The organism is Mesorhizobium sp. M0058 (assembly GCF_040323095.1).
Taxonomy (GTDB): domain Bacteria; phylum Pseudomonadota; class Alphaproteobacteria; order Rhizobiales; family Rhizobiaceae; genus Mesorhizobium.
On record NZ_JAMYUQ010000005.1, the window covers coordinates 287,045 to 300,052 of the forward strand.

At 61.0% G+C, this 13,008-nt stretch carries 12 protein-coding genes and 1 tRNA gene; 4 read left to right on the forward strand and 9 right to left on the reverse strand.

The annotated features are described in order from the left end of the window. Positions 1-85: 85 nt before the first annotated feature. Entirely contained in the window at positions 86-664 is a 579-nt protein-coding gene (locus tag NKJ75_RS10810; protein ID WP_023688346.1) for an NUDIX domain-containing protein, read from the forward strand. A gap of 89 nt (positions 665-753) precedes the next feature. Beyond that, positions 754-1,725 (forward strand): ATP-grasp fold amidoligase family protein, encoded by a 972-nt coding sequence (locus NKJ75_RS10815; RefSeq protein ID WP_023744830.1) that lies wholly within the window; start codon positions 754-756, stop codon positions 1,723-1,725. Positions 1,726-2,004: 279 nt separating this feature from the next. On the opposite strand, the gene NKJ75_RS10820 is transcribed toward NKJ75_RS10815, so the two are convergent. Both NKJ75_RS10820 and NKJ75_RS10825 read right to left on the reverse strand, forming a co-directional pair. Beyond that, on the reverse strand, positions 2,005-2,193 hold the full coding sequence (locus NKJ75_RS10820) for a hypothetical protein (protein ID WP_023688348.1): 189 nt from the start codon (positions 2,191-2,193) through the stop codon (positions 2,005-2,007). Positions 2,194-2,917: 724 nt separating this feature from the next. Next, a complete protein-coding gene (locus NKJ75_RS10825) occupies positions 2,918-3,139 on the reverse strand; it encodes a hypothetical protein (protein WP_023681532.1) in 222 nt (73 codons plus the stop codon). An 86-nt stretch (positions 3,140-3,225) separates the two neighbouring features. Between NKJ75_RS10825 and NKJ75_RS10830 the strand changes: the two genes are divergently transcribed. Further along, entirely contained in the window at positions 3,226-4,089 is an 864-nt protein-coding gene (locus tag NKJ75_RS10830) for an ATP-dependent DNA ligase (RefSeq protein WP_023667527.1), read from the forward strand. On the opposite strand, the gene NKJ75_RS10835 is transcribed toward NKJ75_RS10830, so the two are convergent. The 5 genes from NKJ75_RS10835 to NKJ75_RS10855 form a co-directional block, all read right to left on the reverse strand. Then, complete coding sequence (locus NKJ75_RS10835) at positions 4,086-4,334, reverse strand: hypothetical protein (RefSeq protein ID WP_023744831.1); 249 nt, start codon at positions 4,332-4,334, stop codon at positions 4,086-4,088. The genes NKJ75_RS10830 and NKJ75_RS10835 overlap by 4 nt on opposite strands. 892 nt (positions 4,335-5,226) lie before the next feature. Then, entirely contained in the window at positions 5,227-5,418 is a 192-nt protein-coding gene (locus NKJ75_RS10840) for a hypothetical protein (protein ID WP_023744832.1), read from the reverse strand. Between the two features lie 1,246 nt (positions 5,419-6,664). Continuing rightward, a tRNA-Leu gene (locus NKJ75_RS10845) sits at positions 6,665-6,750 on the reverse strand. A gap of 128 nt (positions 6,751-6,878) precedes the next feature. Next, on the reverse strand, positions 6,879-7,541 hold the full coding sequence (locus NKJ75_RS10850; RefSeq protein WP_023744835.1) for an outer membrane protein: 663 nt from the start codon (positions 7,539-7,541) through the stop codon (positions 6,879-6,881). Between the two features lie 128 nt (positions 7,542-7,669). Then, positions 7,670-8,521: an alpha/beta fold hydrolase gene (locus tag NKJ75_RS10855; RefSeq protein ID WP_023744836.1), complete on the reverse strand. Its 852-nt coding sequence runs from the start codon at positions 8,519-8,521 to the stop codon at positions 7,670-7,672. Positions 8,522-8,781: 260 nt separating this feature from the next. On the opposite strand from NKJ75_RS10855, the gene ade reads away from it, so the two are divergent. After that, the gene (ade, locus tag NKJ75_RS10860) at positions 8,782-10,593 is read left to right on the forward strand and encodes an adenine deaminase (RefSeq protein ID WP_023744837.1); all 1,812 of its coding nucleotides are present in this window, start codon (positions 8,782-8,784) and stop codon (positions 10,591-10,593) included. A gap of 15 nt (positions 10,594-10,608) precedes the next feature. On the opposite strand, the gene NKJ75_RS10865 is transcribed toward ade, so the two are convergent. Then, positions 10,609-11,772 (reverse strand): alpha/beta hydrolase, encoded by a 1,164-nt coding sequence (locus NKJ75_RS10865; protein WP_023744838.1) that lies wholly within the window; start codon positions 11,770-11,772, stop codon positions 10,609-10,611. 133 nt (positions 11,773-11,905) lie between these two features. Continuing rightward, positions 11,906-12,979, reverse strand: a complete 1,074-nt coding sequence (locus NKJ75_RS10870; RefSeq protein WP_023706608.1) for an alpha/beta hydrolase — start codon at positions 12,977-12,979, stop codon at positions 11,906-11,908. Positions 12,980-13,008 lie beyond the last annotated feature (29 nt).

The window sequence follows — 13,008 nt, forward strand, 5'->3', positions numbered from 1 at the left end:
CACGAGGCGGTGAAAGCTTCGCCGTTTCGGTTGCGCGCAAAACCGTTCGCGGTTACGCCATGGCGCCGACAGCTTGGAGCTCATCATGGAAGATCGTATCCGCATCCGCTCGGAGGAAGTCCTGTCCGACGACTGGGCGGTCCTGAAGAAGACCGTTCTCGATTACCGTCGGCGCGACGGGCAGTGGGAGACGCAGATTCGCCAGACCTACGATCGTGGCGACGGCGCGGTGATCCTGCCTTTCGATCCCGAGCGTCAGACGGTGCTTCTGGTGCGGCAGTTCCGCTACCCCGCCTACGTCACCGGCCACCGCGAACCGCTGATCGAGGCCTGCGCCGGCCTGCTCGACAAAAACGATCCCGAAACCGCCATCCTCAAGGAGGCCGAGGAAGAGCTCGGCTACCGCCTACAGAACATCGAGCGGCTGTTTTCCCCCTATATGAGCCCGGGCAGCGTCACCGAACGGCTGTGGTTCTTCGTCGCCCGCTATTCACCCGCCGACCGCATCTCGGCCGGCGGCGGCGCGGCCGACGAGGGCGAGGACATCGAGGTTCTGGAAATGCGGCTTGATGAAGCGCTGGCCGGCATTTCAGACGGCCGCATCATCGACGCCAAGACGATCATCCTGATCCAGCATTTGAAACTGTACCCGATGAAGGGCTAGCTCGGCGAAGCTCGACGTGCCTCACTGCTGCGGGCAGGGTGGCACGTCCACTTCGCGGATGAAGTTGCGCAGGTTGCAAGGACACCGGAATGGCGCGTGGCGCAAAGGCATGGCTGAAGCGAAACAGCGCGCGGGCATCTCTCATCTTGCTGAACGCCGCGCTGCTTGTCCGCTACCGCCGGTTGACCCAGCGTTTCCTTGAGCGGATGCGGCATCTGCCGAATTTTGCAGCCCCGGTGACGTTCACGGAAAAGATCCACTGGCGCAAGATTTTCGATGACGATCCTCGCTTTACCGGCCTTCTCGACAAGCTCAAGTCCAAGGAAATCGTCAGGGAGCGGCTTCCCGGGCTCGCCATCCCGGAGGTGCTGTGGCAGGGCGACGATCCGCGCCAGATCCCTTTCGATGACCTGAAAATCCCCTACGCCGTCAAATGCAACCACGGTTGCGCCATGAATGTCATCGTTCGCGATCCGGCCAACGCCGACCGGGAGGCGATCATTGCCGAGATGACGGAATACCTTGGCCAAACCTATGGCGCCCGCAAGCTGGAGCGCAGCTATGCGCACATAGAGCGGCGGGTTTTCGTCGAAGCGCTTGTCGGCAAGGACCAGGATTATGACCCGGTCGACTACAAATTCTGTGTGCTGGCTGGCCACGTCGCCTACATTGTCGTCGTCGCCTTCCGTTCCACGGTCAAGAATACCGCCCACCTGGATCGCGATTGGCGCCCGCTGAACATCGTCCAGGGCGCGATCGACTCGAGCCTGGAAATTCCCCCTCCCAAGAGCCTGGCGCGGATGATCGAGGCAGCCGAGGCGCTCGGCAGCGAGTTCGACATGGTGCGTGTCGATTTCTACGAGGAGGAGGGGGAGCCGATCTTCGGAGAATTCACGGTCTACCCACGCAGCGGCTTGCTGCAATTCGACCCGGCTGTCTTCGACCGCGAACTGGGCGCGCATTGGGATATTGGCGCGTCAGCTTACCTCAGTCGTTTGCCCAGCCGATTTGCCAAACGGTACAAGGCAATGCTCGTCGCCGCCGGCTATCTCGACGTTTGAGATGGCTGCCTTGGTGGCGTGCTACCCGAAGCTCGAAGAGCGAAGGGTGGTGCGGAGAACCCATACCATTAGAGATCGAGGGAAACTGATAGCTCAGCAGGTCAATAGCCGTGATTTCGAAGTGCTGCCTCAACTGAGCCGTAGCGTTCATAGCGACGCCGCAGTCTTCATCGAGCAAGTTTTCAGCGCGCTTCCTGCTGCGACTCGGCCGATTACCGCTAAGGTTACCGGCAAGCTCTCCCACGTCCGGACTGGGTCGAGATCATTTGAAGAACTCTTTCAGCTTGTTGAGTCGACTGTCGCCAGAGGCCTTCCGGCCTTCAGGACACGCCGCCTCGCCGATCGTATCCTGCTGGATAAAGCGAGGTTCTCAGCCACCATTTTCTCGCTGAGTACCAGCGCGAACTCGGTCTGTTTGATGCGCTGCTGAGCATCAGCGAGTTGCATCGTGAAAAGATCGGTTGCCATTGTTGATCCGGGATCCGCGAGATTCATGATTGCGTAACACATGGCGGGCGAAATCGTTCCTAATTGTCGGGCGAAGCCGGTGCCGCAAAGGGCGGCTGAGTTTGAACTTCCCACCCGGCCAGACGTCCGCGAGCGCCAAGGCATCGAGAGCCCAGTGATCGGAGGGCCACGACGAGCGGGCGCAACCCGACCACTTAAGTGATCAGCCTCGCTACAGCCTTGACAGGTACAGTCGCGGCCTCATCAAGGGGAGGTATCAATGGTCTCGGCGATTGGAAACCAACATCGGCAGGCAGCTGAACCTCGACCGAAACCCGCAAAGACAGAACCGGGCGAAGGATTTGCGCCAGGCAAAAGCGCAGACAGCGTAGGACATCGCGCCAAGGCAATGGCGGCAGAAAGTGGCGACACGGATTCTGGCGCCCAGGGGCGCGCCGCATCGACAATCGCCAGGATGGATATCACCGTTTTGGCTCCACAGAGCGAAGAGCCGCCTTTGGAGTAACCCGGGCGGCCGTGCCGCTGCCTCGGTCCTTGTGCAGCACGACGCGCGCTGGCTACGCTCGGTGGACATCGTCGTCTCGAAACACTTCGGGCGTTGCACTGCCGCGAGCCGCCTTCGCTGCTGGTCGAGGGGCTGTAACCCTTGGTGAGGCCGGCATCGCCTCGCCGGTCGTTGCGAGCCCACGATCGCGCGGCCAAGCGACCTTCCCTGTGTCGGTCTCTATTTGATACTAGGGGACGGCGGTTTCATCACGGGCAATTGCAGCTGGTCAATGGTTGCGACGATGCCGGCGGCAATGGCTTCCGCCTCATGGATCAGTTCCGGACCATAGAGCCCATTGACCATCTCTTCGCTCGGCAGCACGCCAGGAGGACAGTGCTCTTCCATTGTGCGCCGGATGAGCGTCAGCGCTGCCCGGCATTGGTCGGCTTCGATCTTCATAGCCCTTCAAACATCCAATTCGTCTAAAATGTTCCGGAACTAATTTAGCGATAGCTAATTGAAGTCGTGGTTCTGCGAGTCAGTGCATGCGTCTGAAATTCATCAAGCCTATGGAACCCGAACTGGTCGACACGCCGCCGATGGGCGATGATTGGATTCATGAGATCAAATTCGATGGCTACCGCACCCAGGTCATCAAGGATGATGACGGGATTCGGCTGATCACCAAGAACGGTTATGATTGGACGGGCCGCTACATCCAACTTGCCGGTGAGGCGGAAGCGATCGAGGCGAAAGACTTCATCATCGACGGCGAGACCATTACGATCAATGAGGCTGGCCTATCCGACTTCCATGCGCATCAATCAGCCGCGACCAGCCGCAAGCCGTCGCGCGATCTGTATCTGCTAGCATTCGACCTCTTGCATCTGAACGGGCATGACTTGCGGAACACGCCGGTGGAAGACCGTCGCGAGATCCTCCGGGCGTTGATCCCGGACGGCGGCCGAATCCAGTTCAGCGAAGCGATGCCGGGCACTGGCGACGCCGTCTTTCATCTGGTCGACCAGGCTGGGCTTGAAGGTATCGTTTCAAAGCGGAAGGGCAGCAAGTATCGGTCGGGTCCGACGACGAACTGGCGCAAGATCAAGTGCTATGCCGAAAAGGAGATGGACATCATCGGCGTGCAGCGCGAGGCCGGCAAGCCTGCCATGGTGCTGATGGCCGACAAAGGCCACTATGCCGGCGGCGCCTTCGTCACCTTCAAGGCGGACAAGCGCCAGCGCCTATGGGACCGCGTGCAAGGCAAGATTGGCGGGCCGGCGCCGAAAGGGCTCAAGAGTGACAAGGCCGAATGGCTAAAGCCGGGCCTGGTCGGCCGCGTGCGGTTCCTAAAGGGCGAGGAGAAGCTTCGCCATGCCAAGCTGCTGGATTTCCGGGAGGAGACTTAGCCCGGAGGCTTGTCCCGGGGCTGTGCCGGTCCTGTACCGTTCCAGCGGATGAACTGCGCCCTCTGGCCGGTGATGGTCTCGATCGACTTCAACAGGGGTCCATGGACCTTACGTAGAGCTTGGTAGTGCTCGCCGTGGTACGCCAGGAGCGGCCCGACGATGCTCTTGTGCAGCGCTTCGGCTGCCGCCAGGAAGCGCTGGATTTCAGCCCGGGAAAGTTGTTCCGAAGGTTTGGTTCTGGCCATTGGCGCTCTCCATTGAGGGGTCGCCGCAACGAGGACTATAATCCTACATGCCGGACTGCCTGACAAGAGGGCTCGCCGGCCTTACCGCGCAGGTAGCAGTAGGGCGACGGCGCCAAGCGCAGCCATCAGGAGCAACCACCAGCAAAGATGAGCAACGGCAGGCCCGGCGACCTCCTTTGGCACACGGGACAAACAAGAAGGTCGCCGAGCCTTACCGGCGCTGCTTTGTGAGGGAGACGACGCCGGATGAGATGAGAGTATGCGATCGTGCTAATCTCTGCGAACCATGCGAACGAAGGAAAGCCTTGTGGCACCGACGTTGAGATCAAGGTCGGCGGGGCGCTGATCGCTGCGGCAGGATTCTTCCAAAGCGGTAGTGAGTCCAGAGCGGAACATTAGCGTCGGCTAACGGTTAATTCGGCAGTGTTCCGAACCGTGATTGGTAGGGCGATGGTGACGTTTCATCTTGTCTATTTTTCCGGCCTGACGGCAGACCAGCTGCTAGGCAGCGCCGTTTCTATCCTGGCGTGTTTGCTGCTTTATAACGCTCTGGCTACGGACGCCTGACTGATAGGTCGGCCAGCGGCCCGGCATCCTTGGCAGCCGGCGATTGCCATCCCGATGCCAACTCCTATCACGAGGCCAAAGACAAGCTTGCCGACGAAATCAATGGCGAGGGCCGGACAGGACGCCACACGTCCAGGCAGGGCTCTCTGAGGGCATTGGCGATGCCCGTTGCCTCAAGGTGGCGAGCTTTTTCGTTAATGGGCCTCCGCGCTGGGCAATCTGTTCCAAGAGCTTCTGTGATGCCTCTATGACGCGGCAAACCTTGGAAAAGGTTTCCGTGGCAGGACCTGGGTACGATTCTAACAAACTACGGCTGTATAGGCCACTAGCGCCCGACGATCCGGCTAATCATGTCGTCGTCAGGTGCGCTGTCGGTGAATTCCCGTAGGAGCGCCTTCGCGTGGTCTACCCAATGCTCTTCAGCCAGGTTCAGCTCCCGAACGGAACTCCTGAAGGTCTCGCACACCACATCGAAATCGAAGGCGTCAATGCTGTAGCCTTCCTCGTCATGGTCCATCGGCCGCCTCCCCCAATGGGGGAAACTGTACGGAATCGTACGAAGCAAGTGCAAGGGCATTCAAAAGCAATTGGCTGATGCCGCCCGATCGTTCCACAATGTGTTGCTAATATGCAGCACCGACTGAATCTCCGATCAGCGGCACTTGTGGTTGGTTCCAACAGCTGCACGTTGACGGCAAGATGCCAAAGCCAACGACATGCGGGCGACGAAGATGGACAAGCGACAAAACACAAGAAATGTTGAGTTGGTCGGTCTTCTGGCCGTGCCGTTGTCAGTTCTAATCACGCTGCTGATAGCTGGAATGATCCTTTGCTGAAATGTTTGAGTGGCAAAAGGCTGGGGCGGCGGGTTTTTCCCCTTTGAAAGAAGTCACGATGTCCCAATCCGTCGAACCCCGATATTGCCAGAGGATAGCCCAGACCGTGAGGTGAACTGTGAAGTCGCATTAGAAGCCGCGTTTGCGGCCTTGGTGACTGCGTCAGAAGCGCAAGGTTGGACGCCACAGGAAACGGCTGCAACTCTTCTTAAAATCGCGACGGAGCATGCCCACCGGGTTGAGGCCGCTGCGGCCCCAGCCGGCTCCCAAGGGAGTGCTTGACCTGGCCCGCGCGGTCGGTCGCTACCGACAGGAGTGTTGCAGCAGGTATTCCAGCAAGAGTGTTAAACCTCTTCAGTTTTGTCCCTCTCCTCTACCAATGCGCTTTTATCAAAGCCAAGCCCCAGTGGCATCGGCATGATAGGGTCTGTGAGTTGCGGCTTACACTCGAAGAGGATTGCCCTGGCCAATAGGTGGCCGGCTCGCAAAGGTCTTTGAGACGTTCTGCAGCCACATCCTCTATGCCGACATGCTCCATAGCGTATGAAGAGCTACCAGCACGCTTGTAATATAGCTTTTGATCGCTGCGGTGTGGTCGACGTTCCGACCGTGGCACGTCAATGACTATGAAACCGGCATTTTGGTCGGCATTCGATGCAAGTCCGGCGACACGGATACCGTCGTTTTTCGGCTGCATTAGATCCCCAACTGCCGAGCTTACGACCGAAAGGGCTACAGGTTCGGGATTTGGCTCAAGCGCAGTTGCGCCGTCAGCCCCGTCACTGTTCTTACGGCAGCCAATACCGAACACCAAAACTCCAGCATGGCAGTTCCCGGCTTTTGTATCCCGGCTCTACGGCTACCCGCGTCAGCCTTTTCTATGGTAGCCAGTGAGTTCTTACAGAACGAATCCTAAGCATTTCAATTTGGTGCGGACGACGGGAATCGAACCCGTACGATCAGAGATCGAGGGATTTTAAGTCCCTTGCGTCTACCAATTCCGCCACGTCCGCAGGCCAGCCCTTTTCAGACGCCAGCGAAAACCCGTCAAGCCATCTTTTGCCGAGTGTCGAACTCATGAAAGGTGGTTCGTGATTTCAAAACAATTGGTTGTCGCGAAAATCTCAGTCGCCGAGAACGCTCAGAATTTGTAGCTGAGATTGATACCGACCGCGTTCAGCTTCACATCCTGATCGCGATCGTTGAAGGGTTCCGCCACGTCATAGTGCTCGGAGCCGAAATCGTAATAGCGATATTGCGCGCCGACGATGAATTTGTCGGTCAGCGCGTAGTCGACGCCGGCGCCCAAGGTCCAGCCGACATTCGTGCGTGTGCCGGCGAACGACGCGCCCGCGACTTGCGAAGTTTCGATGCCGGCAAAGGCGACGCCGCCGACGCCGTAGACCAGCACGCGGTCCATGGCGAAGCCCGCTTTGGCGTTTACAGATCCGAACCACTTGATGTCCGTGCGGAATGTGCTTCCAAGGCCTGATACCGCCGTACCGTCGACGGCGGAATAATTGAGCTCCGCCTCGGCGCCGAGCACCGCCTGATCGAACTGCCACAGGCCAGCGACATGGCCGCCGACGAAACCGCCGTCAATGTCGGGCGAGATGGAAAACGGCGCGCCTTCCGTCACTGATATGTCGGACTGGCCCCAGCCGTAGCCGGCCTGCAGGCCGGCATAGTAGCCGGTCCAGTCGAAGCCTGGTTCGGTCATCGGCACCGCCATCGGGTCGGCGGCGAACGCCGGCCCGGCCAGAGCAATCAGAAATCCGGCACTGGCAATCGTCAGACAGCGCATCGAGTTCTCCGAAAAGGCGGTTCAGAAGGCGCCTTGTCGGAAGGTAATCCTATTCGCCGCAAAACGGAACCCATTGTTCAACAATCGGAATGCACCCGTTGCTGCGCTGGGTGCTTTAGCTGGGGGCGCTATTTGGCGTCAATGAAGTCCAGCGCCGCCTGACTATATTCGTCCGGCGCCTGCAGCATGGCGAAATGACTGGCGTTGGGCAGGATGATGAGCTTGGCGCCCGGAATGACGGAGGCCATGTATTCGGTGTGTTCGCGCTTGATCGCCTCGTCATGGTCGCCGGCAACGATCGCGGTCGGCGTGGTTATCTTGCCGAGCTGTTCCTTGGTCCAGGCCGGCTCCGACTCCCACATGTGGCTGATCTGCGCCACGAAGGCATCGTACTGGTCGGGAGTCTTCGAAAGTTTCTTGTAGTCGCGGCCCGAGCGGTCGATATAGGCGGCAAAGGTCTTGTTGGTCAGCACACCCGGATCGACGCCATCGGTGGTGACGTTGGCGGCCTGCGCAAAGAGCCGTGTCAGCCGCTCCGGATGATGCAGCGCGATGTCGATGCCGATAATGCCGCCGTCGCTCCAGCCGACAAGAGCGGTCTTGTCGATCTTGAGATAGTCGAGCAGCGCAAGATAGTCCGACGCCATGAGGTCATAGCCGTAAGGCTGCTCGGTGCGGGTAGAGCGGCCATGGCCGCGGCTGTCGGCGATGATAACCTTGTGCGTCTTGGACATGGTCGCCACCTGGCTTGCCCAGATGTCGCCATGGCCAAGGCCGCCATGAATCAGGAGAATCGGATCACCGGCGCCGAAAACGGCATAGTACATCTGAACGCCGTTGACCGGCGCATATCCGCTCTGATCCGGTTTGGGCATCGCCGCCGGCTCCGGCAAGGTCTGCCAACGCTCCTCGGCGGATGCAAAGCCGGACGAGATCAGGAACAGGGTGACGAAGGCGAATGCTTTCAGGAACCGGATCATGACTTCACCTCAGGAGGTTTCGGCCTCATCATAACAAAAACCCGCCTCGCGGCGGGTCGTCGGCGCAAATCAGCACCATAGCCAGAATGGTAGCATAAGTGCCGGCACAAGCCAAACTGAATGACCGCGCCGTTGATGCTGTCATCGGGGTGAGCAGGTGCGGCGCATCCGCCCGGGCGAATCTCATCGAGCGGATTTCGTCTGTGATCGCTGGCCAAAACCTTGCCGGCTTGGCACAGTCTGGCAAACAGGAGTCTTTCATGGCCAAGCAGCCGTCGGCGACGAAACCCAAACCCTGGACCGAGATGGCGACGCATCTGGTCGACGTCGCGACGGGGCGCAAGCCTGCCGATCTCGTCATTCGCAACGGCCGCTGGGTGAACGTGCACTCCGGCGAAATCATAGCCGGCACCGACATCGCCGTTGCCGGCGGCCGCTTCGCCTATTGCGGGCCGAATGCCAGCCATGCCATCGGCCAGGGCACCAAGGTGGTCGATGCCGGCGGCCGCTATCTGGTGCCCGGCCTGTGCGACGCGCACATGCATGTCGAGAGCGGCATGGTGACGGTGACCGAGTTCTGCCGCGCCGTCATCCCGCACGGCACCACCTCGATGTTCATCGATCCGCACGAGATCGCCAATGTGCTGGGTCTGCCCGGCGTGCGGCTGATGCATGACGAGGCCGTCGCCATGCCGATCAACGTCCATGTCCAGATGCCGTCCTGCGTGCCGTCCGCGCCGGGGCTGGAGCATGCCGGGGCCGAACTGACGGTCGCCGATGTCACGGAAGCGATGACCTGGGAAAACATCATCGGGCTCGGCGAAGTGATGAATTTTCCCGGTGTCGTGGCCAACGATACGGTGATGTCGGGCGAGATAGCCGCCACGGTGCGAGCGGGCAAAACGGTCGGCGGCCACTATGCGTCGCGCGATCTCGGCCTGCCGTTCCATGGCTATGTCGCCGGCGGGCCGGAGGACGACCATGAAGGCACACGCGCCGAGGACGCAATCGCCCGTGTGCGCCAGGGTATGAAGGCAATGCTGCGGCTGGGCTCGGCCTGGTACGATGTTGCCTCGCAGATCAAGGCGGTGACCGAGAGCGGTCTCGACCCGCGCAACTTCATCCTGTGCACCGACGACAGCCATTCCGGCACGCTGGTGCATGAAGGCCATATGGACCGGGTGGTGCGCCACGCCATCCAGCAGGGATTGAAGCCGGTGACGGCGATCCAGATGGCGACGCTGAATACCGCCCAGCATTTCAAGCTGGAGCGCGAACTGGGCTCGATCGCGCCGGGACGGCTGGCCGATCTGCTGATCGTCTCCGATCTTGCCGCCATGACCATCGACGAGGTCTATGGCCGCGGTATCAGGCTGGCCAAGGGCGGCAAGCTCGAGATCGACATTCCGGCCTATGATTACCCCAAATCGGCGAAGAACACCGTCAAGCTCGGCAAGAAGCTGAAGCCAGGCGACTTCGACATTGCGGCGCCCAAGGGCGCCAACGAGGTGCGGGTGCGGGTCATCGGCGTGATCGAAAACCAGGCGCCGACGCGGGCGCTGGAGGCCGACCTGCCGGTCGAGGACGGGCTGGTCGCCATGGACCGCCGCAACGACATCTGCCAGATCGCGCTGGTCGAGCGCCACCGCGGCACCGGCGGCGTCACCAATGCCTTCGTCTCAGGCTTCGGCTATATGGGCGACTGCGCCATGGCGTCGAGCGTCGCACATGATGCCCACCACATCATCTGCGTCGGCACCAACAAGGAAGACATGGCGCTGGCCGTCAACCGGCTGGGCGAGGTCGGCGGGGGCGTGGTGCTGTTTTCGAAGGGCAAGGAACTGGCGCTTGTCGAAATGCCGATCGCCGGGCTGATGTCGGACGAGCGCGCCGAAATCGTGGCGGCCAAGGCCGAGAAACTCACCGAAGCAATGCGCAAGATGGGCTGCTCGCTCAACAACGCCTACATGCAGCACTCGCTGCTGGCGCTGGTCGTCATCCCGGAACTCAGGATTTCCGATGTCGGCCTGATCGACGTGACGACGTTCCAGAAGGTCGGTTTGTTTATCTGAGATCAGCCCCGGCTCTCATCCGCCGGTGGCGATGGTCAGCACCTTGAATGGCGTGGTGATGATGATCTCGGCGACGGATCCGACTGCCTTGCCGAGGCCTCGGCCGAGATTGTCGATCTGACCCTGCGTGGGTTCGTCCGATGCCAGGCCGGCTGGAGCGCGCAGACGGTCGCCGAGCAATTGCACCAGGAACGGGTTGTCGGCGAATTTGGCGTGGTTCAGGCGGTCGCCGCCCTTGATCTGGCTGAGGTCGGCCACGACCACGCCGTAGCTGGCAATGTCGGCGGCGTTGCCGTAGTCGCCGACGCGCGGCTTGTCGCCGGATAGCAGGCTGGACAGTCTCAGAGCACGGTCGTCGGCGGAAAGCAGGATGACGAACGGCCTGTCGGGCTTGCCGTAGCGGATCATCTGCTTCTTGAAGACGTCGACATCGATATCGGGCGATGCCAGGACGACACGGCCGAGCTTGCCGTCGAGATCGCGGTCGCCGGTGATGGCGAGCTGGCGCAGCGCTTCCATCGTCACCCAGGTTCCCATCGAATGCGCGATGATGTCGATGCTCTTGACCTTTGTCTTGGCGAGCATCCTGAGCGTCGCCTCGAGGTCGTCGCGCGCGGCGTTGGCGCTGTCCTTGTCGTAGATATAGCCCGTGGTCTTGCCGCTCGAAGCCCACGAAAACAAGATCGGCGTACCCGGATATTCGGTGTCGTGGGCGATCTGCGTCAGCCGGTAGACCCCATCGTCGAAGCCGTTGTTGAAGCCGTGGACGAAGACCAGCGCGCGGTCGCCATTCATGGTGATGTTGGCACCGACGGCCTTGGCGAATTGCGAGGCGTCGCCATAGTGGACGACGTCGGTGGCGGTGAATTGCTTGGCCGGGTTCGAATTGGCCGAGCCCTTGGCGCGCTCGATGGCGCCGACCTGGTGGACCTTCGGCACGGTGACGTCGACGCGGGCGTAGCTGGTGGTCAGCGAGCGATCGCCATCGAACACCTGGCGTGGGTCCTTGGTCGCCTGCTTGCGGGTGGTGGCGACGAAGATTTCGTGGGTGGCCGCGATGTCGGAGGCAGGCACCGAAACCGTCGTCTCGTTCAACAGGTCATGGGTGTTGGGGCCGGCGCAGCCGGCGGCAGCTAGCGCGAACGCAAGGACCAGGACAGTCTTCCATCGCTCGTTCAAGCGGGCTCCCGCTGGCGCATTGGCGCCGATTTCAATGTCGTAGAGGCAGAGACCGGCCCGGTCCAGTTGAAAGTGATCGGGCCGAGCGGCATTCGCGACCTCACGCGGCGACGGTCGCCGCAAGGCGACAGCCTTATTGTCCGAGCGCGCTGATACGGTCGGTCACCGTCTGGTCGCTGGCAAAGCCGTCATCCTCGCGCAGCCGCTGGCCGATCATCTTCACCAGTTCGGGATTGTCGGCGAATTTGGTGTGGTTGAAGCTGTCGCCTCCCTTGACCTTGGAGAGGTCGACCACGGTGACGCCATAAGCGGCGAGGTCGGCGGCATCCTTGTAGTCGCCGACGCGTGGCCGCGAGCCTGCGATCAGGCCTGAGAGCCGCAGCGCCCGGTCGTCGTCGGAGAGCAGCAGGATGAACGGCTTGTCCGGCTTGCCGTAGCGGCGCATCTGGCTCTTGAAGACGTCGACGTCGATGTCGGGAGAGGCCAGCACGACATCGCCGAGCTTGCCGCCGAGATCGCGGTCGCCGGTGATGGCCATCTGGCGCAGCGTTTCCATGGTCACCCAGGTTCCGAGCGAGTGGGCGACGATGTCGATGCGCCGCGCGCCGGACTGCTGCAGCATGCGCAATGTCACCTCCAGCTGATCGCGGGCGGCGCTGGCGCTTTCCTTGTCATAGACATAGTCGGTGGTTCTGGCGCCGGATGCCCAGGAAAACAGCACCGGCGTGCCGGGATAGCCGGAATCGTGGACGATCTGGGTCAGGCGGTAGACCGCGTCGTCGAAGCCGGTGTTGTAGCCATGCACGAAGACCATGACGCGGCCGCCGCGCGCGGCAATGTCGGCATTGAGCGCACTGGAGAATTTCGGCTGCGCATCGTAGCCGACGACCTCGGAGGCCATGAAGTACTTCGCTGGGTCGTTGGACCTGCCGCGCGAGCGGCGCTCGATCTGGCCGGTCTGGTGGATGCCGGGAACGGTGACGGTGACGCGGGCGTAGTTCAGCGTCGCCGAGCGTTCGCCGTCGAAAACTTTGTTGGGATCGTCGGATTTCTTGCGTGTGGTGGCAATGAAGATCGAGTGATTGCCCGAGATTTCGGTCACCGGCGTGGACATGACGGCGCTGCCGAGCAGTTCCTCGGTTTTGCGGCCGCCGCAGCCGGCGATCAACAGGGCAAGTGCAAGAATGCAAATCGTCTTCAAACGCACGTCAAAAATTCCAATCGAAAGATGAATTC